A 25031-nucleotide genomic window follows, 5' to 3' on the forward strand; every position below is an offset into this window, starting at 1 on the left:
CCACCAAAACATAGCAGTGCTATGTAATGTGGGGCCATGTCCAGGACGAAGGATCCCGCCGTCCGCGCCCTGCTGATCGACCGCGCCGCGCAGATGCTGCGCACCCGGCAGCCGATCAGCCTCCGCTCCCTCGTCGCCGGAACCGGCGTGTCGACGATGGCCGTCTACACCTACTTCGGCGGCATGGACGGTCTGTGGACGGCGATGCGGCAGGAGGGTTTCACCCGTCTGGCGGCCAGGCTCTCCAGGGTCGAGATGTCCGAGGATCCTGTGCAGGACCTCACCACTCTGGGCGCCGCCTACGTGGCCAACGCTCTGGACGAGCCCGACCTCTACCGCGTCATGTTCGACGCGAACTTCGACCTGGAGGACCCTCAGGCCGCCGACGACACCCTGCACGGCCTCGTTCACGCCGTCCAGCGGGCCAAGGCCATCGACCGGTTCCGCAGCGATGTGGTTCCCCTTGAGCTCGCGACGCAGAGCTGGGCCATCGGCCACGGACTGGTGTCACTCGTGGCCACCGGTCCGCTCCCACGCGACGCACTCGTGCACGGGGTTCCCATGCTGACCGCCCTGTTCGTCAGCGCAGGCGATGACCCGGGCTCATGCCGCCGATCCGTGGAGCAGGGCTGGGGGCGGCTCTGAGCCCCGGCAGGCGGACCACGCCGGCGGGCGGAAAGTCGCTGGGCATCGCCGGTCGCCCCGGCGATACGGCGGCGGTGTGCACGTACGCCGCCTCGCGGACGGTACGGGCCCGTATGGCGACGCCGTTGTCCGCCGCGTGGTCCTCGGCGGCGCGGGCGTCAGACCTCCTCGGGATTGTCCTGGTCCGCGGGGACGAGTGGGAAGGAGTGGTGTTCGTGGACGACGGTCCAGTGGGCGTCCTCCTTGCGTAGGCCAAGGGTCAGGCGTAGGCGGTTGTCCGGGTCTGCCGCGAATTCCTCCTTGGTGCCGCAGCGCAGCAGTGCGTAAGCGAAGGCGACGTCGTCACCTGCGATGACGTCCAGGGACTCGATGTCGAATGTGGCGCCCTGGGCCTGCCACTCGAAGAACGGCGGCCACGTCCGGCGGTAGTCGTCCAGGCCGCGCACTCCCTCGTACGGCGGCGGGACGTCGAACATGACGATGTCCTCGGCGTGGTCCTGGAGGACCCGGTCCATGTCGCCGTTGTGAACGGCCTCCGCCCAGCGTTCGATCAGGGTGCGGATCTGCTCTTGGTCGGTCTGCACTGTCGTGTCCTTCCGGCTCGGTTGTCCGTCGGGACTACAACCCGGGCCGGGCCGCGAAATCATCGCGGCGGGCCGGTCAATTCCATGGGGAGGCCGAATCTTGAGAAATCGGCGTCCAGGAAGGACACGACTTCGGCGATCCGGGTGTCTCGCAGCACGAGCAGGTCCAGGCCCGCCGGGACGTACACGGCTCTGGCGTCGTCCCACATGTAGGTGCCGAAGGCCAGCTGCCCGTTCGCCTGCGCCGGCACGAAACGCCAGCGGTCGGTCAGCGGCCCCTCGACCAGGAAGGCCCGGATGCCCGCATGCCCCTCGTACCAGGCGGCCAAGGGCGGCATCGAGTACTTGGCGTCCTCGGCGAGCATCGCCACGATGGAGTCGACGTCCTGCGCCTCCCAGGCCGCCATGTACCGGCGGACCAGGTCCCGCTGCGCGGCCTCCCCGATCGCGTCCAGCGTGCGCTGCTGACTGGTTTCGGGGACGGCCTTGCGTGCCCGCTGCAACGCGCTGTTGACCGCGGCCGTCGTCGTCTCCAGGACCTCGGCGGCTTCACGGGCGGGATATCCGAGCACATCGCAGAGCAGCAGAGCGGCCCGCTGCGAGGCCGAGAGGTGCTGCAAGGCGGCGACGAACGCGATCTCCACACTCTCTTGCGCGAGAACGCGAGCCTCCGGATCGAGGTCGCCCGTCCAGGACATCCACCGCCCGGGGTACGGCTCCACCCAGGCCGTCTCGACCGCCGGTGCACCTTCCGGGCTCATGTCGGTGGGCAATTCGCGCCGCCCGCGTCTTTCGATCAGCGTCAGCGCCCGATTCGTCGCGATCTTGTAGAGCCAGGGACGGATCGATCCGCGCTCCTCATACTTCCCCAGCCCCCGCCATGCCCGGTGGAAGGTGTCCTGGACGGCGTCCTCGGCGTCGTGCACTGAGGCGAGCATCCGGTAGCAATGCGCGCGCAACTCGTCCCGGAACGGCTCGACCAGATGCCCGAACGCCTCCCGATCCCCTTCCCTGGCAGCGAGCACCATCTCAGCCTCGGCAGGCCGCTCCCCCTCGTCCATGTCGCAAGTATGCGCCCGGCGCATCGCGCGGCGGAGACGCCGCGCCCCGGAACCACATCGCTCAGCAGCCTTGTTCCTCTCGTCGCGCGACGTCGGCCGGCGGATACCGGCCTAGTCCCCCACCGGCTTGCCGTCCTTGTCGATGCGGGTGTGGCCGAGCGGCTTCACGTTCGGGCGGTTGGGCAGCGGCTGGTCGTAGAGCAGCACGTTGATTCCCAGCCCGGCCGTGTACTCGACGTAGGAATTGGTCGTCGCGTCGATGCCGTAGTAGCGGCTGCAGTCGCCCTGTCCGTAGTACACGCCGTCGACGGCCGGCGCCTTGCGCACGACACCGGCGTCGCTTGTGCCGCTGACCTGCTCCGGAGGCGTGAGGCTGACGCAGTAGGGAACCGGCAGGCCCTTGAACACGTAGTAGCCGAGCAGGTCGCCGTCGCCGTTCTGCAGGTAGACGTAACTCAGCTTGCCGGGCTTGCTCCAGGTTTCGATCCAGAAGTTGGCCGTGTTCCGTGTCGGTGAATAGTTCATGGTCTTGCTCGGCTGCTGCGCCACCAGTCGCGTGTACCCGCCCAAAGTCCGATCCTGCTCCTCGTCGCCGGCGTCGTCCGAGCAACCGGCAAGGGTGATCAGGGCCATGCCCGCGATGGCCAGCAGGACCAGGAAACGCCTCAGGTCCGTGCGGGTGATGGTGAACTCGACGTGCATGCTGTCTCCTCGGTGCTCAGACTGAGCCGGTACGGCAGCCCCGAACTCCGGAACTGCCCCTCGGTGTGCTTCTTCGCGGCATCCGCGTTGTACTGGTTGATGTTCTCGGCCCGGTTGTTCTCCAGCGCCGTGATCGACGCGTTGATCTGCATGGCACGCTCATCGGTGGGCTTCGGTTCCGACTTCAGCTCGCGCCGCAGGTTCCTCATCGACGCCTCGTCGGACTGCACCTGGGCGCAGAGGTCAAAGAAATGGTCGTACGCGGCGATCCGGTACTCCCCGCTTCCCTCGATCTGTTCCCGCTTCTCGGCCGCGCCGCGCCACGGCGCCGTGGTCTTGGAGAAGAATCCCCAGCCGAACACGTACATGATGCTGAGGATGAGGACGACGACGATCGCCACGACACCCGCCTTGAGGACGATGCCACCGTGGCGGAGCGTGTCTTTCAGGGTGTACTCGAAATCGTCGTCGGACATGTGCAGCACCATCCTTCGCCGTCAGAGTTGAGAAGCCGACCCGCAGAAGCGTGAGCCGCGGCCGAACACCTGGGGTAGGGCCGCAAGTTGGATTGGAACCGCCGGTTCCGCCGGACTCCGTCGTCTCGACGAATAATCAATGCAGTGAGGGAGGGGAGCAAATTCGTCCGATCATTTCTGGGCTCGACGAAACGGTTCTGAAACCTGGCGGTCAGTGCAGTCCCGGTGAATCACGATACTCATAGAATGCCCGGTCTGTCGAAGTCCGCAAGAACACCGAACCGATCGACGCCCGTGCCCTGGAGTGATATTGATACAGCCGTCCTGGCGAATGCGCTGGTCAGATCGCATTGATCGGACGGCATGCCGTGAGTGCGGCGCACCGGGCCCGATCCCTGCCTTCTCGGTCATCAGGTCGATGTTCCGGTCATCGCGTTTGTTCCGCTTGAATGACCCGTGGAGGATGATCCGGCGCTCCCGGGCGGCCCGCCCGTCGGAACCGGATCGTGTGTGCACGGGTCAGAGGACGGGGGCGGTCGGATGTTCGGCGCGCTCGATCCTGACCGCCTCAGAGGCCCTCGTGATGCTCAACGACCTGATTGCGATATCGGAACCATGCCGGATCCCTTTGAAGCGGACGTCAAGGAAGCGCTCGCCGGGGCGCTGCCCGCCCTCCTGGTCGACCCGCCCTGGGAATGGGACCCGATCGTGCTCGACGGGGTGGAGCCGCCTGCGGGGCCTACCGTCGTGTCCTGGGCGATGGGTATCCGGGAGTCCTTCCTGAAGAACGCCCCTGCAGCGCCCTCCGGTAAAAACCACGACTGGGACGCGACGGCGAATCGGATCCGCGGCGGCAGACCCCTGACCGACCTGACGGCCAGGGGACGCTCGGCCCTCTACGCCCGCCTGCTGGTGCACGGCCCGGACGACCTCGCCGCCGAGGCACTGGGCGACCGGCGCTACTGGGGCGACCTCATCCCGAACCACGTCCGGGCCGTCGTCGCCCGCCACGAGTTGGCGGCGTACGAGCCGGCACTGCACGCCGTCCGTCCCGACGACCCCGACACGCTGGGCGCCCTCGCCCCCTTCCTGGACGCGAACGTGGCGCGGTTGGTGATCGTCCACTCGGACGGCGCGCGAGGGCTCCCGGTCGTCGGTTGGCCCGCCGATGTCTGGTTCGACGGGCACGGGACGGCCGCGCTGCCCTATGTCCTGCCGTACGCGCTGGGCGAACCCGGACGCGACCGCGCCGTCGCGGAGGCGGCGATCCGCGGGATCATCGCCGACCACGGCCACGACGCCGTCGCCGAGGCGGCCGCGCGCCACGGCGGCGAAGTCCCGAGAGGTCCGCTGCGCATGCTGGACAGCCTGGCGCGCGAGGCGGCCGACCGGACGCGGATCGGCCCCGGCGCGCTGGAGGCGATGCGGGAGATCACCGAGCGCCGCGGGCTGACCGAGCCGACCACAGGAAGTGACCGCGCCAAGTGACCGAATCAACGACGTTCGACGCTGCCGTCGAGGTGGGCATCGCCGCGTTCTGCGCGGGTGCCGAGTCGCCGAGTGACGACGAGGTGCTGGGGCGGCTGACCGGCGCCGGTGTCGAACCGTGGCTGGCCGAGCGGCTGCTGATCTTCTTGCCGATGGCGTACACGCGGCGGTTGCTGCCGGACGTTCGGTTCCCGGATGCGGTGCTCGACGGCGAGACGAGGGTCGATGCGACGCTGTTCGTCCACCCCGCTCCGGCCGGCGTGGTGATGGCCCAGGTCGACTTCGCCGTGTCGCACCCGGCTCTGGCCACATCATGGCTGGTGGAGAGCTTCGCCGGGCACGGCGCCACCTGGCGCGAGGCGATCGGCGGGGCGCTCCGCACGTTCGAGCGTGGCTCCTTGCATCCGATCGTCGACGGCCTGCTGCGTCCCGGTGCCGCTCCTGAGCAGGTGGTGCGGGAGCGGTACGAGCACCCCGGCGGCGCGTTCGAGCTGGTTCTGGGTGCTCAACTCACCATGTTCACCGACCGGCCCGTGCCGTCCGCCGGGCCGTTGCTCGATCGGCTGTCGGAGGCGCTGCGTCAGGTGCCGCTCACTCCGAGGGTGCACGGGCTACGCCTGTTCGTCGCCTACCACGACGGCCGGTTGCAGACCAATGAGGTGCTCCTGGACAACGAGCCGTGGCCAGGTGGAGAGGCTGTGGTCGCGGGCAGTCCGGCGCCATTGCCCGATGGGAGGGTGGCGGTGCGGCTCTTCGGTCTGCTCGTGCCCGTCCGGGATTCATCAGCAGCCGATGAAGCCAGGGGTCCGGATGGATGAACCGCGTCCACCACGGCTTGTCGAGTGCAGCGGCGGCGCCGCACCTAGCGCGCCGCGCCTATCCCGGTTTTCGAGTGGGGAGTTGCCGGAGGGCTGCACTTGCCGCCCGGTATCGGACTACGGCAGGGGGTCGGTGCCGCCGCCGGGGGCGGTGTGGGCCAGCCCCGTCCGGTAGGCGATGACGACGAGTTGCGCCCGGTCGCGGGCCTCCAGCTTCATCATGGCGCGCTGCACGTGAGCGCGGACGGTATAGGGGCTGAGGAACATCCGCTCGGCGATCTCCTGGTTGGACAGGCCGGTGGCGACCAGGGCCACCATCTCGCGTTCGCGCGGGGTGAGCACGGCGAGCCGTTCGGGGTCGCGCGGCGGGGCGTCGTCCGGTGTGGCCAGGAAACGGGCGACCAAGGAGCGGGTCGCGGCGGGGGACAGAAGAGTGTCGCCGTCGGCGATCGTGCGCACGGCGGCCAGCAGGTCCTCGGCTCCGATGCCCTTGCCGATGAAGCCGCTGGCCCCCGCGCGCAGCGCCTGAGCGACGTACTCGTCGGTCTCGTACGTGGTGAGGATCAGGATGCGGCTGGCGCGCAGTTCCGGGTCCGCGCAGATCTCCGACGTGGCGGTGAGACCGTCCACCTCGGGCATCCGGATGTCCATTATCACCACGTCCGGGCACAGCTCCCGGGTGAGTCTCACCGCCTCCCCGCCGTCGGCGGCCTCGCCGACCACGGTGATGTCGTCGGCGGTGTCGAGAAGCATCCGGAAGGCACCGCGCAGCAGGGCCTGATCGTCGGCGAGCAGTACCCGGAGCGTCACGGCGCATCCCCGGCCTCTCCGTCGCCCGTCCGTTCGTCGCCTGTCGCTCCGTCGGCCGTCCGCCCCTCGATGGCCGCTGCTCCATCGGTCTCCCGCGTCGTGTCCCTGGCGGGCGGGAGGGGCAGCTCGGTGGAGACGAGGAAGCCGCCCTCCGGGCGCCTGCCCGCGGAGAGGTGCCCCCCGACCGCGGTGGCGCGTTCACGCATCCCGATCAGACCGTAGCCGGGCGGACGGTCCGGCACCGTGGACGCGTTCGGTCCCGTGGACGCGGTCGGCGCCGTACGGGCGTCCCCTCCGTCGTCGGCGACGGTGATGGTCACGCGATCGCGGTTCCAGGTGAGGCGCACCCGGGCGCTACCGGTACCGGCGTGCTTGGTCACGTTGGTCAGGGCCTCCTGGACGATGCGGTAGGCGGTGAGGTCCACTCCCGGCGGCAGCGGCCTGGACGTGCCCTCCTGGTGCACCGACACCTCCAGGCCCGCGCGGCGGAAGGACTCGAGGAGCGCGGGAAGCCGGGACAGCCCGGGCGCCGGTTCGGCGGGCGCGGCCGCGTCCCCGGACTGGCGCAGCAGACCGACCGTGGCCCGCAGTTCGTCGAGCGCGTCGCCGGTGGTCTCGACGAGCTCCCTCAGGCTCTTGCGGGTCTGTTCCGGGCGGGTGTCGAAGAGGTGGGCGGCGACCGTGGCCTGCGCGTTGGCCAGGGTGATCTGATGGGCCACGAGGTCGTGGAGTTCCCGGGCGATGCGCACCCGCTCCTCGGCCACTCTCCGGCGCGCCTCGCGTTCCCGGCTCGTCTCGGCCCGCCGGGCCCGCTCCTCCACGGCCGCCAGGTAGGCCCGCCGGTTCTGCGTCGAGTGACCGAGTACGCCGGCCACCAGCGGGAACGCCGCCACCGCTCCCATCCTGCTCGCGTCCTTCCACGAGAGGGCCCCGAACAAGGGGATGGAGGCGACCAGCAGCGCCGCGGAGGCGAGCAGCACCGCGCTCGCCGCGCGCCGTTCGGTGCGCACGGCGAGCGAGTAGCCGGTGATCACGGCGGGGGCCACGATGAGCGGGCTCAGCAGGAGGCCCAAGGGCGGCACCAGCATGCCGGCCGCGGTCGTGGCCGCCATGGCGGCCAGGGGCGCCCGGTGCCGCACCGGCAGCACCGCACAGGACACCACGGCGATGAAGTAGGCGGCGGCGGGCGGCGGTGACAGCGTGTCGTCGACCTGCACCACGCCGCCGAGCAGGCAGAGCGCGAAAGCCGTCGCCATGATCGCTCCCTCCCGCCACCACGTGCCGCGTGGTCGCGGGAGGGAGCCGCCCGTGTTCGTCATCGCCGGCTCAGCGCCGGCCGGCGGGGAGCCGCGGCACCACCGCGTCCGGCTCGGTCACGGAGGCCGGGACATGCCTGCTCAGTTTCTCACCCTCGATATCCACATTCGGCAGCACACGGTTCAGGATACGAGGCAGCCACCAGGCCCGATGGCCGAGCAGTGCCAGGACCGCGGGGACGATCGCCATCCGGACCACGAAGGCGTCGAAGGCGACGGCGGCGGCCAGGCCGACGCCCATCGTCTGGATGGTCGGGCTGTTCATCCCGATGAATCCGGCGAACACGCTGATCATGATGATCGCCGCCGCGGCCACCACACGTCCGCTGTGCCGGAATCCGTTGACGATCGCCTCGCCCGGGGACGCGCCATGGACGTAGGCCTCCCGCATCCGGGAGAGGAGGAAGACCTCGTAATCCATGGCGAGGCCGAACACTATTCCGATGATGAGAATCGGCATCAGCGACATGACCGGTCCGGTCTGCTCGATGCCGATCAGGTCCGCCGCCCAGCCCCACTGGAAGACGGCGACGAGGACGCCGAAGGCGGCGCCCACCGACAGCAGGAAGCCGAGCGCGGCCTTGACCGGGACCAGGACCGAGCGGAAGACCACCATCAGCAGGAGCACCGCTAGACCGATGACCACGGTCAGATAGGGGATGAGGGCATCGGACATCGCTTCGGAGATGTCGATGTTCATCGCGGTCGTGCCGGTCACCAGGATGCCGGCGCCCGTGTCGGCCTCGACGCCGGAGACCGCGCCCCGGATCGCGTGCACCAGGTCCTTGGTCTCGCCGCTGTTCGGCGCGGTCCGCGGGACGGCGGTGAGGACGGCCGTGTCCCCGGTCCGGTCGAGGACCGGATCACCGACCGACGCGACCCCGTCCACTCCCCGTACGGTCTCGATCACCAGGTCTGTGGTGGCCGGGGTGTCCGCGGACTCCGACATGTCCACGACCACGGTCAACGGGCCGTTGAAGCCGGGGCCGAAGCCTTCTGACAGCAGGTCGTAGGCACGGCGCTGGGTGGTCTCCACCGACTTGGACTCGTCTCCGGGCAGCCCGAGTTCGAGGCTCAGCGCCGGTAGGGCGACGGCGCCGAGACCGAGTCCGGCGACCATCAGCACGGTCACCGGCCGGCGCAGCACGAGCCGCGCCCAGCGGGCGCCGAGCCCGGGCCGGCCGGCCGCGGTGGGCACCGGGTGCGGGCGCCCGCTTCCCGGCCGGGTGGCCTTGCGGACGGCGCGGGACGGTATGCGCCGGCCGAAGAAGCCGAACAGCGCGGGGACCAGGGTCAGTGCGACGAGCACGGCGAGGGCCACGGCGCCCGCGCCGCCCATGCCCATTTTGGTGAGTTCGGGGATTCCGACGACCCCCAGCCCGGCCAGGGCGATGAAGACGGTCGCGCCGGCGAAGACGACGGCGGATCCGGCCGTGCCGACCGCCCGGCCGGCGGCCTCCTCCGGCTCGCTGCCCTGGGCGAGCTCGTCTCGGAAGCGGGAGGTGATGAAGAGTGCGTAGTCGATGCCGACCGCCAGCCCCAGCATCAGCGCCAGGATGGCGACGGTGGACGTCAGGCCCAGCGGAACGGCCAGCGCGGAGACCAGGCCGAAGGCGATGGCCACGCCCGCGAAGGCGGTCAGCAGCGACAGTCCGGCCGCGGCCAGCGACCCCAGGGCGAGGATCAGCACCAGCGCGGCCACCGCCACGCCGATGATCTCCGTCGTACCGCCCGGTGACTCTTCCGCTTCCAGGGCCGAGCCGCCGATCTCCACGGTCAGCCCCGCGTCCCGGGCCTGGCTCGCGGCGTCCTCGAGGGCGCTCTTCGTCGGCCCGGTCAGGTCGACGGCGTCCGCGGTGTAGGTGATCGTGGAGTAGGCGATGGTGCCGTCCTCGCTGACGGCGCCGGTCTCATAGGGGTCGGTGGTCGACGCGACCTGACCGCTCCCGTCCAGCGAGCCGAGCGCGTCCTCGACGGCCGCCTTGTTCTCCCCGGCCGTCACCCGCCGCCCGTCCGGGGCCTGGAACACCAGGCGGGCCTCGGCACCCTGGGAGTTGCTCTGGGGGAAGCGCTCGTCCAGCAGGTCGAACGCCTTCTGCGACTCGGTGCCGGGCATGGAGAGGTCCTCGTCCTGCCCGGCCGGCGCCGTGGCGGCGGCGACCCCGGCCAGCACCAGGGCACCCAGCCACAGACCGAGCACGAGCCGGCGCCGCCGGAAGGCCCACCGTCCGATCCGGTAAAGAAATGTCGCCACCTGTTGATCACTCCAGACACCGCTAGAAGGGGGAATGCGCGATGTTCGCGCGCCTCCAACACTTCCCTCCGGCGCCCCGCCGGGCATCGTCCCCCGCCACCGTCTTCCTCTGGTGCCTCCGGACCAGCCACTCACATGTCCTGGTGCCTACGCACCAGGCGGACCAGGCCGTGTCTCGAAAGATCGCCGCCCTTCGTGGTGGGGCGGGGAAATCTGAGTCCCGGATCGCATCCTCCGGAAGTGGGACGGCCTCCTAGTTGGAATGGATCATTCCGTTCTGCTACACTAAGAACAGAACGATCCGTTCCGATCTCGTTCGAAAGGTGCATCATGACCGGCTCCAGTGAGATTCGTCCGTTCCGCATCGACGTGCCGGAGGCAGACCTGGAGGATCTCCGCGACCGGCTCGCGCGCACCCGGTGGGGTGCCGCCCTGCCCGGTGCGGGGTGGGAGCGCGGTGTTCCCGCCGACTACCTGCGTGACCTCGCCGAGTACTGGCGGACGTCCTACGACTGGCGGGCGCACGAGGCCGAGCTGAACAAGATCCCGCAGTTCCTCACCGAGATCGACGGGCAGACCGTCCACTTCCTGCACGTCCGTTCGCCGGAGTCGGACGCGCTGCCGCTGCTGCTGAACCACGGCTGGCCCGGCTCGGTCGTCGAGTTCCTGGACATGATCGGGCCCCTCACCGACCCCCGCGCGCACGGCGGCGACCCCGCCGACGCGTTCCACGTCGTCATCCCGTCCATGCCGGGCTTCGGGTTCTCCGGCCCGACCCGCGAGACGGGCTGGAACCTCGGCCGGGTGGCCCGTGCCTTCGCGGAGCTGATGAGCCGGCTGGGCTACGAGCGGTACGGGACGCAGGGCGGCGACATGGGCGCGTTCGTCGCGCCGGAACTCGGCCGCATCGACTCCGGGCGCGTCGCCGGCGTCCATGTGAACGCCGCGACGCACGGGTTCATCCCGTACGGCGAGGTGTCCGACGAGGAGAAGGCCGGGCTGGACGACCGTGAGCGGGCCCGGCTGGACCGGCTCGCGAACTGGAACGAGGACGGCAGCGCGTACTTCCAGATCCAGGCGACCCGCCCGCAGACCCTCGCGTACGGGCTCACCGACTCCCCGGCCGGGCAGCTCGCCTGGATCGTGGAGAAGTTCAAGGAGTGGACGTACCCGTCCGCGGATCTGCCGGAGGCCGCCGTCGACCGGGACCGGATGCTCACCGACGTGATGCTCTACTGGCTCACCGACACCATCGGCTCGGCCGCCAACATGTACTACGAGAACATGCACATGGGCGGCAGTTGGGACACCGAGCCCCCGACCACCCCGACCGGTGTCGCCGCCTTCGCCGAGGACATCGCGATCCGCCGGTACGCCGAGCAGGGCAACAACATCGTCCACTGGTCCGACTTCGACGAGGGCGGCCACTTCGCCGCAATGGAGCGCCCCGACCTGCTCACCACCGATGTGCGTGACTTCTTCCGTCCGCTCCGCTGACGCCTTCGCCGCGCTCCCGGGCCGCCCCGGCCCCGCATGGGCCGGGGCGGCTGCTCGTCATCCCGGGTCGCGGCGCCGTGCGAGCGTGAGGCGGGGGTCAGTCGAAGGAGGTGGTGCGGCGGGCGCGGAAGACGAGGGTGCCGGTCGCCAGCGCGGCGGCGGCCATTCCGGCGAGGAGCCACCAGGTCCAGTTTCGGCCGGTGTGGCCTGTTGTGGCGACGATCTCGCCTTTGCCCGGTACGGCGGTGATGTTACGTGGCGCGACGATGTGGTCATCGGAATCGAGGACGTCGTTGTGGCGGCGGAAATCCTCCAGTCCCCCGCGGAAGGTCTTGCCCTCGGGGCCGACCAGCACGCTGGAGCCATCCGGCTTGCGCGCCACGTACAGCTTCATCAACTCAAGCTGGCCGTCGCCCCTTTTGACCACGATGTGACGTTTGTATGTCTTGCCGGTGGATCCGGCGAACGCCACCAGGGCGTTGTCGACCGACAGGTCGGGAGAGCACTCCTCAGCGATGCACGGGTATGCCGCCAGGACTCCGGTCATGACCTGCTGCGGGTTTCCCCTGGACGCGAAGTTGGCCAGCCTGTCCCCCGTCGTTTCGCCGGCACCGAACTCGTCGCCCACCACGTCGGTCGAGCGCGCGTACTCCCCGAACAGTTTCGTTGCGTCGGGCGGTGACGACGAACCGCATGCGGCGACCGACAGGACCAGGCCCGCCGAGGCGGCCGAACGGATCACGAGGCTTACGATGCGCACGGTGTCCTCCAGAATCTCGTCACCCTGATTCGAGTGCACCCTGCCGCACCTGGCCCGGGACCCCTCCCGAACGTCCGGCACATCGCGCACCGTCCAGTGCCGCGCTGGAGCGGCTGTCGCCGGGTCCGTTCCGAGGCGGGCATCCCGGAAGGGTAACGGACCGACCGCGCTCGGTTGGGCGCTGTTGATCAGTCAGAGCCAGCCGAGTTCGGTGGGCTGGGGGAAGCCCTGGTGCCAGATGCCGTAGGCGGTGAGGACGATGAGGGCGGGCGCGAATGCGGGGATGAGGGCGCGTCCGAGGTGGTGGCGGGTGTGCAGGCCCCAGGCGGTGAAGAGGGCGGCGATGATGACGCCCATGACGGCGGTGCCGCCTTCGAGTGAGTTGGTGGTCCAGGTGAGGGCGACGGCGAGGGCGGGGACGAGGGCGTGGTGCGGCGGCGGGGCGGGGCGGCGCGCGAGGGTGCGGGCCAGGGCGGCGAAGACGAGGGCGGTTCCGGCGTACCAGACGTAGTGGCCGACGACTTCGTCCCAGAGGTGGACGACGGTGATGCCGGGGGTGTCGTTGCCGACGGAGTTGGCGGCGAGGTGGATGCCGTGTCCTTCGACATAGGTGATGGCGCCGATGAGGTAGACGACCCAGCTGCGGCGGTCGGCCTGCCCCGTGTGGAGGGCGGCCGCGGCGGTGAGCAGGACGGTGTAGGGGGTGAGGAAGTCGGCCCAGTCGGCCCAGCGGGTGTGGCCGATGGTGCCGAGTCCGGCGAGGCCGAAGCCGATGTGATGGGTGAGGCCGTAGAGGAGGGCGCAGGCGGCGAGCCAGCGCTCGGGGCGTCGGTCGCGTGCGGCTGGTGTTGAGGTCATGCCCCTCCCGTGGTTCGGCGGGTGTCCATCATGGCGTGGGCGGGGCTATGCGGGTGTCGGCGGGACGGCGTCCTTCCGGCCCGCGCACGGCGGTGGGCGGCCGTCCAGCTTCCAGGATGTGGACTCTTCTGCGGGAGGCCACGCCGGGGTGGATTCCCCGGCGTGGCCTCCCAGGCCGATGTGCGGTCGGGTCAGCAGAGCCCGCGCGGGTCGGAGGTCTTGCAGTGGTTGCCGCGGAAGCGGTTGGTCTTGCTGCCGCTCTTGTCGACCAGGTCGTGCGGCGCGTTGCCGCGGACGTGGTTGGCCTTGATCAGGTTGTGCTCGGCGGGCCGGTTCTTCGGCGGGACGCCGGGGAAGAGGACGATGCCGCCGGAGTAGGGCAGCCGGCCCCGGTTCCGCTTCACCGTGTTCTTCTTGATCGTGTTGTGGTCGCCGCCGAAGAACAGGATGCCGGTGCCGTGGAGTGCGGGGACCGGGCCGTGCGGCTTGCAGTTGCGGTTGTTCTTGGAGACCTCGTTCTTCCAGATCTCGGTGTTGCCCTGCCCGCCGGGCTGGCCGTCATCGACCAGGGTGATTCCGGTGCAGTTGCGGACGAAGGTGTTGCCCCAGACCTTGATGTGGCGGGCATGCCGGATGAGCAGGCCCATCGCGTTGCCCGAGGCGTGGTTCTCTGCGACGACGGTCCCGTGCGCGTTGGCGATGTCGCCTACGTAGAGGCCGGCGTGTTCACCCGAGCGTTCGACCCAGTTGTGCAGGAACCGGCCCCGGGTGGAGCGGAACTCCGCGATGCCGTATTCGCCGTTCTTCTTGGCCAGGACGTACTCCACCGTCAGCCGGTCGGTGTAGTAGCCGAGGACGCCGGACGCCTTGAAGTTCCGGACGCTCAGCTTCTTGATCGTCACACCCTTGACCGGGTGCTTGGCGCGGCCGATCACGCAGATGCCCATTCCGGGCTGCTCGACCTTCGCGCAGTGGTCCTTCTTGCCCGGGCGCAGGACGGTCTCGCTGCCCACGCCGCGGATGGTGAGCCGCTTGCGGACGAGGACGCCCCCGTCGTAGTGGCCCGCCTTGAGCTGGATGACGTCACCGGGCCGCGCCTTCCTGACGGCCTTCTGGATCGAGTGTCCCGGCTTCACCACATGGACTCGGGCGTGTTCCCTTGATGGCGTCACGATGGTCGACGCCTGGCCGGCCGGTGTGAAGGCCGCGAGCCCGGCGACTGCGACGACCGCGCCGAGCGAGGCTGCGAAAGTCCGCCTCATCCCTTTTCCCCCGTTTCTTTGTCTCCGACTGGGAATTGACGCCCTCCTTCCCGTGGCGCCCAATTCCTCGATCATCTTGTACCGAAGAGGGAATTGCGTCGATGCCGGAGACGTAAACAACCGGGAATGCGGCTGTATTTTGCCGACTCTTTCCGGTGCGGCGGAAGGGGATCGCCGGCGGGCACCGATGTGGGCGGCGCCTACGCCGGCGACGACGGAGGAGGGATCGGAGCGCGGATGTAGGCGTCGAAGAGCGGGCGGAACACTCGTCGAATCCGATTTCGCCGTCCGGCTAGGTCGTCTTGGGACGCGGGGACAGCGCCGACAGCAGGACGCCGCCCAGGCCCTTGACGGAGGCGGCCACGACGGTCGTCCAGTCGAAGTAGTCGCGCCAGAGGGTGATGCGGTCGTCGTGCACCTTGAAGGTGCCGCACACCCAGAACTCCGCGCGCCAGGCGCCGGCTTCCAGGACGTCGGTGCGTTCGGTCAGGACCACGGGCCCGTTGGAGGCGATGTGGTGGACGCGGGCCTCGAAGCCGGTGCCGTAGCGGGACATGGCGCGGAGCGTCTTCTCGACGGCGGGCAGGCCGCGGGCGGGTGGGAGAGGGACGTTCTGGTAGACGATCTCGGGCGCGGCGTAGGTGAGGGCGCGGTCGATGTCGAGGTCTTCGAGGGCGGAGAGGAAGTCGGTGACGATCTGGGTCTCGCTCATGGCGTTCCTCCGAGGTCGGTGGCACCACCGTAGTCGAGGGTGGCCGGAGGATCGGGGACATGCGGTTCCGGCGTCCCGGATTGGAAAAGTGATATCACTTTGCTATGTTGGTGATAACGCTAGACGAGGAGAACCGAACATGCCCGATGAGACGACGAAGGTCGACATGCCCCGCCCGAAGATCACGGAGCGGCCGGCCAGGGACCGCGGCGGGTGGACGATGCTGGCGCTCACCGTGGTGCTCATCCTGGCGGGCGCGGCGGCGGCGCTCGCCGGAATCGCCGTGGGCGGGGCCGTCGCCCTCGCGGCGGGCATCGCCGCGGGATCGCTCCTCGTGGTGGCCGGGCTGGTCCTCGCGGCCGGACTCACGCCCGTGGCGCCCAACGAGGCCCGGGTCCTGCTGCTGCTCGGACGGTACAAGGGGACGGTCCGCACGGACGGGCTGCGGTGGGTGAACCCGCTGACCGGCCGGGAGCGCGTGTCGACGCGGATCCGCAACCACGAGACGGGGCTGGCCAAGGTCAACGACCTGGACGGCAACCCGATCGAGATCACGGCCGTGGTGGTGTGGCAGGTCGCCGACACCGCGCGGGCCGTGTTCGAGGTCGACGACTTCGTCGAGTTCGTGGCTTTCCAGACCGAGGCGGCCGTCCGGCACATCGCGGGCAGCTTCCCCTACGACGCGGCCGACCGGATCTCGCTGCGCGACAACGCCGACGAGATCACCGCGCAGCTGTCGGAGGAGCTGGCCGAGCGGGTCGCCTCCGCCGGAGTGGAGATCATCGAGTCGCGGATAACCGGGCTGGCGTACGCCCCGGAGATCGCGCACGCGATGCTGCGCCGCCAGCAGGCCGGCGCGGTCGTCGCGGCGCGGCAGCGGATCGTGGAGGGCGCGGTCGGCATGGTGCAGCTCGCGCTGGACCGGCTCGACGATCAGAACGTGATCGAACTGGACGAGGAGCGCAAGGCGACGATGGTCAGCAACCTGCTGGTCGTCCTGTGCGCCGACCGCGACGTCCAGCCGGTGGTGAACACCGGCAGCCTCTACCAGTGACCCCCCTTACCAGTGACTGAGCGCAAGAAGATCCTGCTGCGGCTCGACCCGGCGGTGCACGACGCGCTGGCCCGGTGGGCCGGGGACGAGCTGCGCAGCACCAACGCCCAGATCGAGTTCCTGCTGCGGCGGGCGCTCGCCGACGCGGGCCGGATGCCCGGGTCGGCCCGGCGGATGCGCGGGCGGGGGCGCCCCCGCAGGCCGGCCGAGGACGAGGATGACCCGCCGCCCGGCGGGAGCGAGGAATGATCATGGTCAATGTTCCGGAATCGCTGCCGGCGCGGATGTACCTGCTGGCCTACGACCTGAGGAAGCACAAGATGAGCATGGGCGGCTCACGGCTCGGCTACGTGCTGCGGGCGGCCGCCCTGACCGAGCTGTACCTCGACGGGCGGCTCGGCGAGGAGCGGCGCAAGCCGGTCCCGGGCACGCCGGGCGACGACCCGTACGGGGTGCTCGCCCAGATCGCCGGGTCGCGGCCCCGGTCATGGCGGCACTGGGTGCGCAAGGACAGCAAGGCCATGGTCGGGGAGGTCCGGGACGAGCTGGTCCGCGGCGGGTGGATCCGCGTGCGGCCCCGCCGGACGCTGGGCCTGTTCCCACGCCACGAGGTCACCGTCAGGGATCCCCGGGTGGTGAAGTCGCTGTGGGGCGGGGCGTCGTCCGCGTTGCGGGGACGTCCGGTGGCCCACGTCAACAGCTACGACGCGGCGGCGGTCGCGCTGGCGGCGGCCGGTGAGCTGAAGACCGTCCTGCCGCGCCCGGACCGGCGGCGGCACAAGCGGCGGATCGAGGAGCTGACGGCGCGGACGGGGCCGGCGGCGACGGCGGTCCGCAAGCTGATCCGCCAGGAGAACGCGGCCGCCGCCGCGGGCTGAGCCGCCCCCGATCGTCTACTCGATGACCAGCTCGACCGGGACGTTGCCCCGGGTGGCGTTCGAGTACGGGCAGACCTGGTGGGCGCGTTCCACCAGGCCGCGTCCGTTCTCCAGATCGTCGGGCAGCTCGATCCGCAGGACGGCGGTGAGGCGGAACCCGCTCTCGACGTCGCCGCCGATGCCGACCTCGGCGGTGACGGAGACGTCCCGGACGTCCTGTCGGGTGGTGCGGGCCACGGCGCCGAGGGCGCTGGCGAAGCAGGCGGCGTACCCGGCGGCGAACAGCTGCTCGGGGTTGGTGCCGTCGCCGCCGCCTCCCATCTCGGCGGGGACGGCGAGGGCCAGGTCGAGGCGGCCGTCGGAGCTGACGGCCTTGCCGTCGCGCCCGTTGGCGGTGGCGGCGGCGGTGTAGTGAACGTCCATCCGTTCCTCCTTCAGTTGCGCACAATTTAATTTGACACAACCGACCTAGCGCAAGCACGGCCCCCTACAACATCCCGGGGGCCGAACTTGTACCGGCCGCCAACGGCGGCGGAGGAGGCCGGAACCATAGCCTCCTCGGACATGGACCCCGAACGCCTCATCTACCCCCTGATGAAGTACGTCCTCATGGGACCCGCGATGCGCGTCGCCTTCCTTCCCCGGGTGAGCGGCCTGGCGCACGTCCCCCGCGTCGGGCCGGTGATCCTGGCGGCGAACCATCTGGCCTTCCTGGACTCCTTCCTCCTGCCGCTGATCGTGCCGAGGCGGGTCCACTTCCTCGGCAAGCACGAGTACTTCACCGGAGCGGGCGCGAAGGGCCGCACCGCGGCGACGTTCTTCCGGAGCGTCGGGGCGATCGCGGTCGACCGGTCCGGCGGGCGGGCGGCGCTCGACGCGCTCGACACGTCCGCGGCGGTACTGGAGAGCGGCGGCGCCTTCGCCATCCATCCCGAGGGCACCCGGTCGCCGGACGGGCGCCTCTACCGGGGCCGGACGGGCGTCGCGCGGCTGGCCATGCGGACCGGCGCGCCCGTCGTGCCGGTGGCGATCCAGGGCACCGACAAGGTGCAGCCGCGCGGACAGGCCGTCCCCAAACCGGGACGTGTCGGGCTGCGCATCGGCGAGCCGATGGACTTCGCCGGACGCGACGCCGGCGTCCCGCGCGGCAGGGCGGCGCGGCAGATCACCGACGAGATCATGGAGGAGATCCGGCGGCTGTCGGGCCAGGAGTACGTGGACGACTACGCCCCCATGCCGTCCGATCCGGGGTGATCTGCGCAGGTCCGCACGTCCGTCCCCGATGTTTGAGCGTGCCCGAAAGGGCACGATTCACGTACGGAACGTGGACGGAGACAACGTGGAGATCAGCCTCGACCTCCTGCTCCCCCGGGACGCGGCCAGCGTCCCGGCGACGCGGAGGCTCCTGGACGCGGCGCTGACCGCCCTCGGGGTGGAGGACCAGATCCGCGACGACATCGAGGTGATGCTCACCGAGGCCTGCACCAACGTGATCAGGCACGCCGAGCACGGCGCCGACTACACGGTGCGGGCCGTCATCCAGGACCGCCGCTGCCTGATCAAGGTGATCGACTCGGGGACGGGGTTCGATCCCGAGCGGGTCCCGCGGCCGGAACCGGTGGCCGAACAGGGCCGCGGTCTGCTGATCATGAGGGCGCTGGCCGACGACGTCAGGTTCCGCACGTTCCTCCAGGACGGGGCGCTCGTCGCGCTGGAGAAGAACCTGCGGTACGGGGAGGACAGCCTCGGCGGGCTGCTCACCGCCGGCAGCAGGGTCCCGCTCATGACCGACGCCGACCCGGAGATGGGAGAGTTCACGGCCCGCCTGTTCGAGATGGCGCGCACCGGCGAGACGGCGGAACTCGCCGGTTACGTCGACGCCGGGGTGCCGCCGAACCTGTCCGACGACAAGGGCGACACGCTGCTCATGCTCGCCGCCCACCACGGGCACCCCGGCACCGTCCGGGCCCTCGCGGCGCGGGGCGCCGACCCGGAACGCGCCAACGACCGGGGCCAGCGGCCGCTCACCGGCGCGGTGTTCAAGAAGGAGGCGGAGGTCGTGCGGGCCCTGCTGGAGGCCGGCGCCGACCCGCGGGCGGGCTCCCCGTCCGCCGTCGACACCGCGAGGATGTTCGGCCGCACCGAGTTCCTCGCCTGGTTCGACGAGACCGTCCCCCCGCCCGCCTGAAGGCCCTACCGGGCCGCGCCGCCGCGCCGGGACCGGTCAGACGGCCGGTTCGCCGTTGCGGGCCGGCTCACCACTGCGGGTCGCCTCGCCACTGCGGGTCGCCTCGCCACTGCGGGCCGTTTCATCGAGGACCACGCGGTGCTGCCAGTAGGGCGGCGCAATGCCCTCCTCGCGGATCGCCCTGTGCAGCCGCTTCAGATACTCGTGCTTGATGCGGAACTGGTCGCCGAACTCCGAGCACCGCAGGATGACGTGGAAACCCACGGTGGCGTCATTGAAGTCGTCGAACCGGATGAAGATGTCGCTGTCCGCCACGCCGCCCGGCACCTCCTTCATCACCTCGTGGCCGACCTCCATGAGGAGATCCTCGAACCGGTCCAGGTCGATCTCGTACGCCACCTTCGCGTACACCAGGATCGACATGTCCTGCGCGGGACGGTGGTAGTTGGTGAGGATCGTGTCGGAGAACCGCATGTTCGGGATGACTTCGATGTTGTCCGACAGCGTCCGGATGGAGGTGTTGCGCCAGTTGATGTCGACGACGTACCCCTCCTGGCCGGTGGCCAGCTTGATGTAGTCGCCGGGCTCGATGGTCTTGGCCGCCAGGACGTGCACGCCCGCGAACAGGTTCGCGAGGGTGTCCTGCAGCGCGAGCGCGACCGCCAGGCCGCCGATGCCCGCGGCGCCGAGCAGCGGCGTGATCGACACACCGAGGCTCCCCAGCATCACCAGGATGCCGAGGCCGAGCACGATCACCCGGGTGATGTTGGCGAAGATCGTCACATTGCCGGCGACGCCCTGCCGGGCCAGCGCGACCGAGGCGACCGACGACGCGATCAGCCGGGCCAGCGCCAGCGTGATCACCAGGATCGTCACGGCGGTGAGCACCTTGGCCGTGACGTCGAGCGTGCCGCGCGGCAACTGCAGTACCTTGGCCGAGATCCACAGGCCGAGCAGGACCGAGACGGGCACCGCCAGATCCTTGATCAGCCGGGCGCCCAGGTCGTCCCAGGCCCACCGGGTGTCGCCCGCCCGCTTGAACAGCCGGGCGGTCAGCAACCGCAGGAACACCGCGATCGCCAGAGCGGACGCCAGCACGATTCCGGCGGCGATGACCCGCTCCCAGCTCAGATCCCCCATGACGTGTGCATCTCTCCCTCCGCGCGGACGGCCTCGCCGCCCGCCCGTCAGATCCCGTTTTGCCGTGTTGCGCGTCCTCGATCGTATAGAAGACCCGGAGCGTGCGAGGCACATCACGGACTCCGGGGACGGACGCGACCCCCGGGACGATTACGATCGATCAAGTGGTAGGCGTCGGAATGATGCGCCGGCTCGGGGTCACGGCGCTGGGACTGCGGAACGGCCCCCACCAGGTCACGGTCGAGCGGGACCTGGCGGTCCCCGCGGCCGACGGGGTGACGCTGCTCGCCGACCGGTACGCGCCCGTCGACGTGGAGCGGGCGCCGACGGTCCTCGTCCGCTCCCCCTACGGGCGGCGCGGGCCGTTCGGGCTCATGTGCGGGCAGGCGTTCGCGTCGCACGGGTTCCAGGCCGTGGTGCAGAGCGTCCGCGGCGGGTTCGGGTCCGGTGGCGTGTTCGAGGCGCTGGACGAACGGGAGGACGGGCTCGCCACCATCGAGTGGCTGAAATCACAGCCGTGGTTCGGCGGGACGTTCGCGATGCACGGGCCGAGCTACCTCGGCTACGTGCAGTGGGCCGTCGCCGCCGAGGCGGGCCCCGAACTCCGGGCGCTGTCGATGCAGGTCACCGCCTCGACGTTCCGGGACGCGGTGAACGTCGGCGGGACGTTCGCGCTGGAGTCGGCGCTCATCTGGGTGGACCTGACCGCGCGGATGAAGAACTCCCTGTCGGGCATCACGACCGGCATCATGTCGCCGCGCCGCGCCCGCCGCGCCACACTCTCGGGACATCCGATCGCCGAACTCGACCGGCTCGCGACGGGCGAGCAGCAGCGGTTCTTCCAGGAACTCCTCGTCAACGGCCCCGACACCTCGTTCTGGGACAAGCGCGACTTCAGCCCCACCGTCGCGCAGGTGACGGCGCCGGTGAACATGACCGGCGGCTGGTACGACATCTTCCTGCCGTGGCAGATGAAGGACTACGCCGCGCTCCGCGCCGCCGGCCGGCGGCCGTACCTGACGATCGGCCCCTGGTTCCACGCCGACCAGCGGATGATGCGCGGATCGGTCGGCGAGTCGGTCGCCTGGTTCCGCGCGCACCTGCTGGACGACCCGTCCGGGCTGCGGGAACAGCCCGTCCGGCTGTACATCACCGGCGCGGGCGAGTGGCGCGAGTTCCCCGACTGGCCCGTCCCCGGGATGCGGGAGGAACGCTGGCATCTGCAGCCCGCCGGTGCCCTCTCCCCCGACGCCCCGCCCGAGTCCGAACCCGACACCTACCGCTACGACCCGGAACATCCGACGCCGTTCCTCGGCGGCCCCACCCTGCTCGGCGAGACCCGCCCGTCCACCGACCAGAAGCGCCTGGAACGCCGCCGGGACGTGCTGACCTACACCTCCGCCGTCCTCGACGACGACCTGGAGATCATCGGCCCGGTCACCGCCGACCTGCACATCCGCTCGAACCGCGAGCACACCGACTTCGTGGTGCGGCTGTGCGACGTCACCCCCGACGGCGAGTCGCTGAACCTGTGCGAGGGCATGCGCCGCCTCGTCCCCGGCACCCCGGACCCGGACGCCGACGGCGTCCGGCACGTCGCCGTCGAGCTGTGGCCGGCCGGTCACCGGTTCCACCGCGGCCACCGCGTCCGCGTCCAGATCGCGAGCGGCGCCTACCCCCGCGTCGCCCGCAACCCCGGCACCGGCGCCCCCATCGGCACCGCCACCGAGATGCTCACCGCCGACCAGGAGATCTTCCACTCCCCCGCCCACCCCTCGACCATCAACCTCCCCGTCGTCCGCTGACCCCACCGACCACACGACGCGGACCACGCACACCTGTGGCCGCCCCAGCGCCCCCGGGCAGAAGGCCACCAACCCCACGACGCGGGGCGCGCACACCCACGGCGGACGCAGCGAGCGCAGCGAGCGGAGGCCGCCTCCTTCTTTACGCCTTCCGGCTGCGGAGGGCCTCCAGGGCCTTGTCTGCGTGGGTGTTCATGCGGATCTCGCTCTTGATGACCGCCAGGACGCGGCGGTCGGTGTCGATGACGAAGGTCTGGCGCCTGGTGGGCAGGAGGGCGATGCCGCGTTTGACGCCGAAGCGGGCGCGGACGTCGCCGTCCGGGTCCGACAGGAGCGGGTACCCGAAGGAGTGCTTGTCGGCGAACTCCTTCTGCTTGGCGACCGGGTCGGCGCTGACGCCGACCGGGTGTGCGCCGGCCTCGGCGAGTTCGGCCACCACGTCCCGGAAGTGGCAGGCCTCGGCGGTGCAGCCGGGGGTCAGCGCCGCCGGGTAGAAGAACAGGACGACCGGCCCCTTCTCCAGCAGTCCGGTCAGCGTGCGCGGCTCGCCCGTCTCGTCGGGCAGTTCGAAGTCGTCAACGATCTCACCGACGTTCATGGCACGAACCTAGCCGTCCGGATGATGGGCGGCCAAGGCGAAGGAGGGCGCCGATGTCGCGGGACGTCCACGTGCCGCGGGCCCCGGGGCGTCCGGCCAGGTAGGACGCGGCGCGTTCGGCGGACCAGCCGTGCGCCTCGCGGAGACCGCCGCCGAGCATCGTCAGGTACGGGGCCGTCGGCGCGTTCGGCGGGGCGGGGGCGGGCGAGGTGAACGTGAGCATGGGGCGGCCCGCGCGTTCCCCGACCTTCAGGACGGTCTCGTAGCGGCCGGAGCCGACGCGCTGGCGGCCGTGGGCGATGGCCTGCGAGAGGTCGTGGTCGGTGCCGACGTCGCGGTGCATCTCCTGGGAGAGGACGTCGCAGAACTGGCGGCGGGTCAGCAGGTAGGCGCGGGCGGCGGCGCGTCCGGGGAGGTCCGGGTCGTAGAAGGCCATCCCGCCGCCCCAGGTCCGCGAGTCGTGCGCGAAGTAGATGCCGCCGGGCACCGTGATCGACTGCTCGGCGCGGGCGGGGCGGGGATCGCGGCAGCCGGCCTGGCGGCGGGCGCCGCCCTCCGGACGGCCCCCGGACAGGTAGCAGCGGAACCTCTCCCGGAACAGGTTCGAGCCGTACGCCACGTACCAGAGTGGTTCGTCGTCCATCTTGCCCAGTATCCACGCTGGTCAGGGGTGGTCGCGGAACGGAGATCCGATTCGCGAGGTTTGGCGGGAGGTACGGGCGGTTATGAAACTGTCCGAGCAGGTGTCTACGACGCAGATACCTCCGTACTTCCCCTGCGATGTACCGGAGGATCCGTCATGCACCGCCCGCTTAACATCGCTCTCGTGTCCGCCTCCGACCTTGACGGCGAACACTTGCAGTCCGTCCATGTACGGGACCTCGCCCGTTCGCTCACCCGCCCGCTGACCAACGACGGGGAGCCGAACCAGGTCACGGTTTACACGCGGCGCCAGGACGCGGCCGCCCGCAGCCGGGTCCGGCTGGCGCCGGGCGCCGCGCTGGTCCACATCGACGCCGGGCCGGCCCGCCCGCTGTCCGAGCAGGACACGCTGAAGCACGTCCGTGACTTCGCCGACGAGCTGCGCCACCGCTGGACGGGCCACGGACGTCCCGACATCGTGCACGCGCACGGCTGGATCGGCGGTCTCGCCGCCTGCGTCGTGGCCCGCGAGCTGGGCATCCCGTTCGCGCAGAGCTACCACGGCGTGGCCGCCGCCGAGCGCCGCGCCGGGCGCCCCGTCCACCCGCACCGGGACCGTTTGGAGAAGGCCATCGGCCGGGACGCCGACGTGGTGCTGGCCGGGCACGCGGAGGAGGCGGGCGCGGTCGTGCGGATGGGCGTTCCCCGCCCGGCCGTCGCCGTCGTCCCCTACGGCGTGGACGGTGACCACTTCGCGCAGGTCGGCCCGGCGATGCCCCGCGGTGACCGCCGCCGCCTGGTGATGGTCTGCGACGACCTGGAGACCGGGGACGTCGAGACCGCGCTGCACGCGCTGGTGCACGTCCCGCACGCCGAGCTGACGATCGCGGGCGGCCCGGCCCGCGAGGACCTGGAGCACGACCAGGTCGTGCACCGGCTGACGCTGCTGGCCAAGGAGCTGCACGTCGCCGACCGGGTGATCTTCCTGGGGCGGCTGCCCCGCAAGGCGCTGCCGAAGCTGCTGCGGACGGCGACGCTCGCCCTGTGCCTGACCCCGCACCACCCGTGCCCCGCGACGCCGCTGGAGGCCATGGCCTGCGGCGTGCCCGTCGTGACGACCCCGGCGGGCGCCAACGCCGACGAGGTGCTCGACCGCATCACCGGCCTGCACGTCCCGGCGGGGCGGCCGGTCGTGATCGGCCGCGCGATCCGGCACCTGCTGGCCGAGGAGACCACGCTGCACGGCTACTCGATCGCCGCCGCAGACCGCGCCCGCTCCCGCTACTCGCTGGAGCGGATCGCCGCCGAGACGCTCCGCGCCTACCAGAAGGTGCTGCCCGCCCCCGAGCCCGAGCCCGCCGCCGAGGACGCGGCCGAGGACGCGGCGGTGCGCGAGACCGACAGGACCCCCGCCCTGGTCGGCTGACGCGCGGCCGCCCGCGCGGGCCCTGGATCCCACCCCGGATCCGGGGCCCGTTCACGT

At 70.8% G+C, this 25031-nt stretch carries 26 protein-coding genes; 11 read left to right on the forward strand and 15 right to left on the reverse strand.

Features of this window, described 5'->3' with window-relative positions:
• The first annotated feature begins 36 nt into the window (after positions 1-36).
• The gene (locus tag ACTWPP_RS34375; protein ID WP_443108572.1) at positions 37-645 is read left to right on the forward strand and encodes a TetR/AcrR family transcriptional regulator; all 609 of its coding nucleotides are present in this window, start codon (positions 37-39) and stop codon (positions 643-645) included.
• Between the two features lie 158 nt (positions 646-803).
• On the opposite strand, the gene ACTWPP_RS34380 is transcribed toward ACTWPP_RS34375, so the two are convergent.
• The 4 genes from ACTWPP_RS34380 to ACTWPP_RS34395 all read right to left on the reverse strand — a co-directional run bounded on the left by ACTWPP_RS34380 (position 804) and on the right by ACTWPP_RS34395 (position 3468).
• The gene (locus tag ACTWPP_RS34380) at positions 804-1229 is read right to left on the reverse strand and encodes a nuclear transport factor 2 family protein (RefSeq protein WP_443108573.1); all 426 of its coding nucleotides are present in this window, start codon (positions 1227-1229) and stop codon (positions 804-806) included.
• Between the two features lie 59 nt (positions 1230-1288).
• Complete coding sequence (locus tag ACTWPP_RS34385; RefSeq protein WP_443108574.1) at positions 1289-2290, reverse strand: sigma-70 family RNA polymerase sigma factor; 1002 nt, start codon at positions 2288-2290, stop codon at positions 1289-1291.
• Positions 2291-2401: 111 nt separating this feature from the next.
• Positions 2402-2992, reverse strand: coding sequence for a hypothetical protein (locus ACTWPP_RS34390; RefSeq protein WP_443108575.1), 591 nt, complete (start codon positions 2990-2992; stop codon positions 2402-2404).
• The gene (locus ACTWPP_RS34395; RefSeq protein ID WP_443108576.1) at positions 2956-3468 is read right to left on the reverse strand and encodes a hypothetical protein; all 513 of its coding nucleotides are present in this window, start codon (positions 3466-3468) and stop codon (positions 2956-2958) included. The genes ACTWPP_RS34390 and ACTWPP_RS34395 overlap by 37 nt, the downstream gene beginning before the upstream one ends.
• Positions 3469-4083: 615 nt before the next feature.
• Between ACTWPP_RS34395 and ACTWPP_RS34400 the strand changes: the two genes are divergently transcribed.
• Positions 4084-4956, forward strand: a complete 873-nt coding sequence (locus ACTWPP_RS34400) for a hypothetical protein (RefSeq protein ID WP_443108577.1) — start codon at positions 4084-4086, stop codon at positions 4954-4956.
• A gap of 32 nt (positions 4957-4988) precedes the next feature.
• Positions 4989-5774, forward strand: a complete 786-nt coding sequence (locus ACTWPP_RS34405) for a DUF6348 family protein (protein WP_443108578.1) — start codon at positions 4989-4991, stop codon at positions 5772-5774.
• A gap of 117 nt (positions 5775-5891) precedes the next feature.
• Here ACTWPP_RS34405 and ACTWPP_RS34410 read toward each other — a convergent pair whose 3' ends face one another.
• The 3 genes from ACTWPP_RS34410 to ACTWPP_RS34420 all read right to left on the reverse strand — a co-directional run bounded on the left by ACTWPP_RS34410 (position 5892) and on the right by ACTWPP_RS34420 (position 10154).
• The gene (locus ACTWPP_RS34410; protein ID WP_443108579.1) at positions 5892-6584 is read right to left on the reverse strand and encodes a response regulator transcription factor; all 693 of its coding nucleotides are present in this window, start codon (positions 6582-6584) and stop codon (positions 5892-5894) included.
• Entirely contained in the window at positions 6581-7840 is a 1260-nt protein-coding gene (locus ACTWPP_RS34415; protein WP_443108580.1) for a sensor histidine kinase, read from the reverse strand. The genes ACTWPP_RS34410 and ACTWPP_RS34415 overlap by 4 nt, the downstream gene beginning before the upstream one ends.
• Before the next feature lie 70 nt (positions 7841-7910).
• Positions 7911-10154, reverse strand: coding sequence for an MMPL family transporter (locus ACTWPP_RS34420; RefSeq protein ID WP_443108581.1), 2244 nt, complete (start codon positions 10152-10154; stop codon positions 7911-7913).
• Between the two features lie 330 nt (positions 10155-10484).
• Between ACTWPP_RS34420 and ACTWPP_RS34425 the strand changes: the two genes are divergently transcribed.
• A complete protein-coding gene (locus tag ACTWPP_RS34425; RefSeq protein WP_443108582.1) occupies positions 10485-11651 on the forward strand; it encodes an epoxide hydrolase family protein in 1167 nt (388 codons plus the stop codon).
• A gap of 97 nt (positions 11652-11748) precedes the next feature.
• On the opposite strand, the gene ACTWPP_RS34430 is transcribed toward ACTWPP_RS34425, so the two are convergent.
• The 4 genes from ACTWPP_RS34430 to ACTWPP_RS34445 all read right to left on the reverse strand — a co-directional run bounded on the left by ACTWPP_RS34430 (position 11749) and on the right by ACTWPP_RS34445 (position 15243).
• Positions 11749-12450, reverse strand: a complete 702-nt coding sequence (locus ACTWPP_RS34430; RefSeq protein ID WP_443108583.1) for a hypothetical protein — start codon at positions 12448-12450, stop codon at positions 11749-11751.
• Positions 12451-12603: 153 nt separating this feature from the next.
• Positions 12604-13269: a hypothetical protein gene (locus ACTWPP_RS34435; protein ID WP_443108584.1), complete on the reverse strand. Its 666-nt coding sequence runs from the start codon at positions 13267-13269 to the stop codon at positions 12604-12606.
• A 191-nt stretch (positions 13270-13460) separates the two neighbouring features.
• Positions 13461-14531 carry a right-handed parallel beta-helix repeat-containing protein gene (locus ACTWPP_RS34440; protein WP_443108585.1) on the reverse strand — a complete coding sequence of 357 codons (1071 nt, stop codon included), beginning with the start codon at positions 14529-14531 and terminating at the stop codon, positions 13461-13463.
• A gap of 292 nt (positions 14532-14823) precedes the next feature.
• Positions 14824-15243, reverse strand: a complete 420-nt coding sequence (locus tag ACTWPP_RS34445) for a limonene-1,2-epoxide hydrolase family protein (RefSeq protein ID WP_443108586.1) — start codon at positions 15241-15243, stop codon at positions 14824-14826.
• Positions 15244-15382: 139 nt separating this feature from the next.
• Between ACTWPP_RS34445 and ACTWPP_RS34450 the strand changes: the two genes are divergently transcribed.
• Genes ACTWPP_RS34450 through ACTWPP_RS34460 form a run of 3 tightly spaced genes read left to right on the forward strand, consistent with a single transcriptional unit; the run spans position 15383 to position 17175 of the window.
• Complete coding sequence (locus tag ACTWPP_RS34450; protein ID WP_443108587.1) at positions 15383-16297, forward strand: SPFH domain-containing protein; 915 nt, start codon at positions 15383-15385, stop codon at positions 16295-16297.
• 12 nt (positions 16298-16309) lie between these two features.
• Positions 16310-16546 carry a hypothetical protein gene (locus tag ACTWPP_RS34455; protein ID WP_443108588.1) on the forward strand — a complete coding sequence of 79 codons (237 nt, stop codon included), beginning with the start codon at positions 16310-16312 and terminating at the stop codon, positions 16544-16546.
• A gap of 2 nt (positions 16547-16548) precedes the next feature.
• The gene (locus ACTWPP_RS34460) at positions 16549-17175 is read left to right on the forward strand and encodes a GOLPH3/VPS74 family protein (RefSeq protein ID WP_443108589.1); all 627 of its coding nucleotides are present in this window, start codon (positions 16549-16551) and stop codon (positions 17173-17175) included.
• 15 nt (positions 17176-17190) lie between these two features.
• On the opposite strand, the gene ACTWPP_RS34465 is transcribed toward ACTWPP_RS34460, so the two are convergent.
• Positions 17191-17598 carry an organic hydroperoxide resistance protein gene (locus tag ACTWPP_RS34465; protein WP_443108590.1) on the reverse strand — a complete coding sequence of 136 codons (408 nt, stop codon included), beginning with the start codon at positions 17596-17598 and terminating at the stop codon, positions 17191-17193.
• Between the two features lie 141 nt (positions 17599-17739).
• On the opposite strand from ACTWPP_RS34465, the gene ACTWPP_RS34470 reads away from it, so the two are divergent.
• Both ACTWPP_RS34470 and ACTWPP_RS34475 read left to right on the forward strand, forming a co-directional pair.
• Positions 17740-18429: a lysophospholipid acyltransferase family protein gene (locus ACTWPP_RS34470; RefSeq protein ID WP_443108591.1), complete on the forward strand. Its 690-nt coding sequence runs from the start codon at positions 17740-17742 to the stop codon at positions 18427-18429.
• 70 nt (positions 18430-18499) lie between these two features.
• Positions 18500-19363, forward strand: coding sequence for an ATP-binding protein (locus ACTWPP_RS34475; protein WP_443108592.1), 864 nt, complete (start codon positions 18500-18502; stop codon positions 19361-19363).
• 36 nt (positions 19364-19399) lie between these two features.
• On the opposite strand, the gene ACTWPP_RS34480 is transcribed toward ACTWPP_RS34475, so the two are convergent.
• The gene (locus ACTWPP_RS34480) at positions 19400-20503 is read right to left on the reverse strand and encodes a mechanosensitive ion channel family protein (RefSeq protein ID WP_443108593.1); all 1104 of its coding nucleotides are present in this window, start codon (positions 20501-20503) and stop codon (positions 19400-19402) included.
• A gap of 164 nt (positions 20504-20667) precedes the next feature.
• On the opposite strand from ACTWPP_RS34480, the gene ACTWPP_RS34485 reads away from it, so the two are divergent.
• Positions 20668-22308, forward strand: coding sequence for a CocE/NonD family hydrolase (locus ACTWPP_RS34485; protein WP_443108594.1), 1641 nt, complete (start codon positions 20668-20670; stop codon positions 22306-22308).
• Positions 22309-22450: 142 nt separating this feature from the next.
• On the opposite strand, the gene ACTWPP_RS34490 is transcribed toward ACTWPP_RS34485, so the two are convergent.
• Positions 22451-22906 carry a peroxiredoxin gene (locus tag ACTWPP_RS34490; RefSeq protein ID WP_443108595.1) on the reverse strand — a complete coding sequence of 152 codons (456 nt, stop codon included), beginning with the start codon at positions 22904-22906 and terminating at the stop codon, positions 22451-22453.
• Positions 22893-23549, reverse strand: a complete 657-nt coding sequence (locus ACTWPP_RS34495) for a histone deacetylase (RefSeq protein WP_443108596.1) — start codon at positions 23547-23549, stop codon at positions 22893-22895. The genes ACTWPP_RS34490 and ACTWPP_RS34495 overlap by 14 nt, the downstream gene beginning before the upstream one ends.
• A 156-nt stretch (positions 23550-23705) precedes the next feature.
• Here ACTWPP_RS34495 and ACTWPP_RS34500 point away from each other — a divergent pair, with 156 nt between their 5' ends.
• Positions 23706-24974: a glycosyltransferase gene (locus tag ACTWPP_RS34500; RefSeq protein WP_443108597.1), complete on the forward strand. Its 1269-nt coding sequence runs from the start codon at positions 23706-23708 to the stop codon at positions 24972-24974.
• The last annotated feature ends 57 nt before the right edge of the window (positions 24975-25031 follow it).

Origin of the sequence: Actinomadura sp. 3N407 (genome assembly GCF_052245875.1) — a bacterium.
In the GTDB taxonomy this organism is placed as follows: Bacteria; Actinomycetota; Actinomycetes; order Streptosporangiales; family Streptosporangiaceae; genus Spirillospora.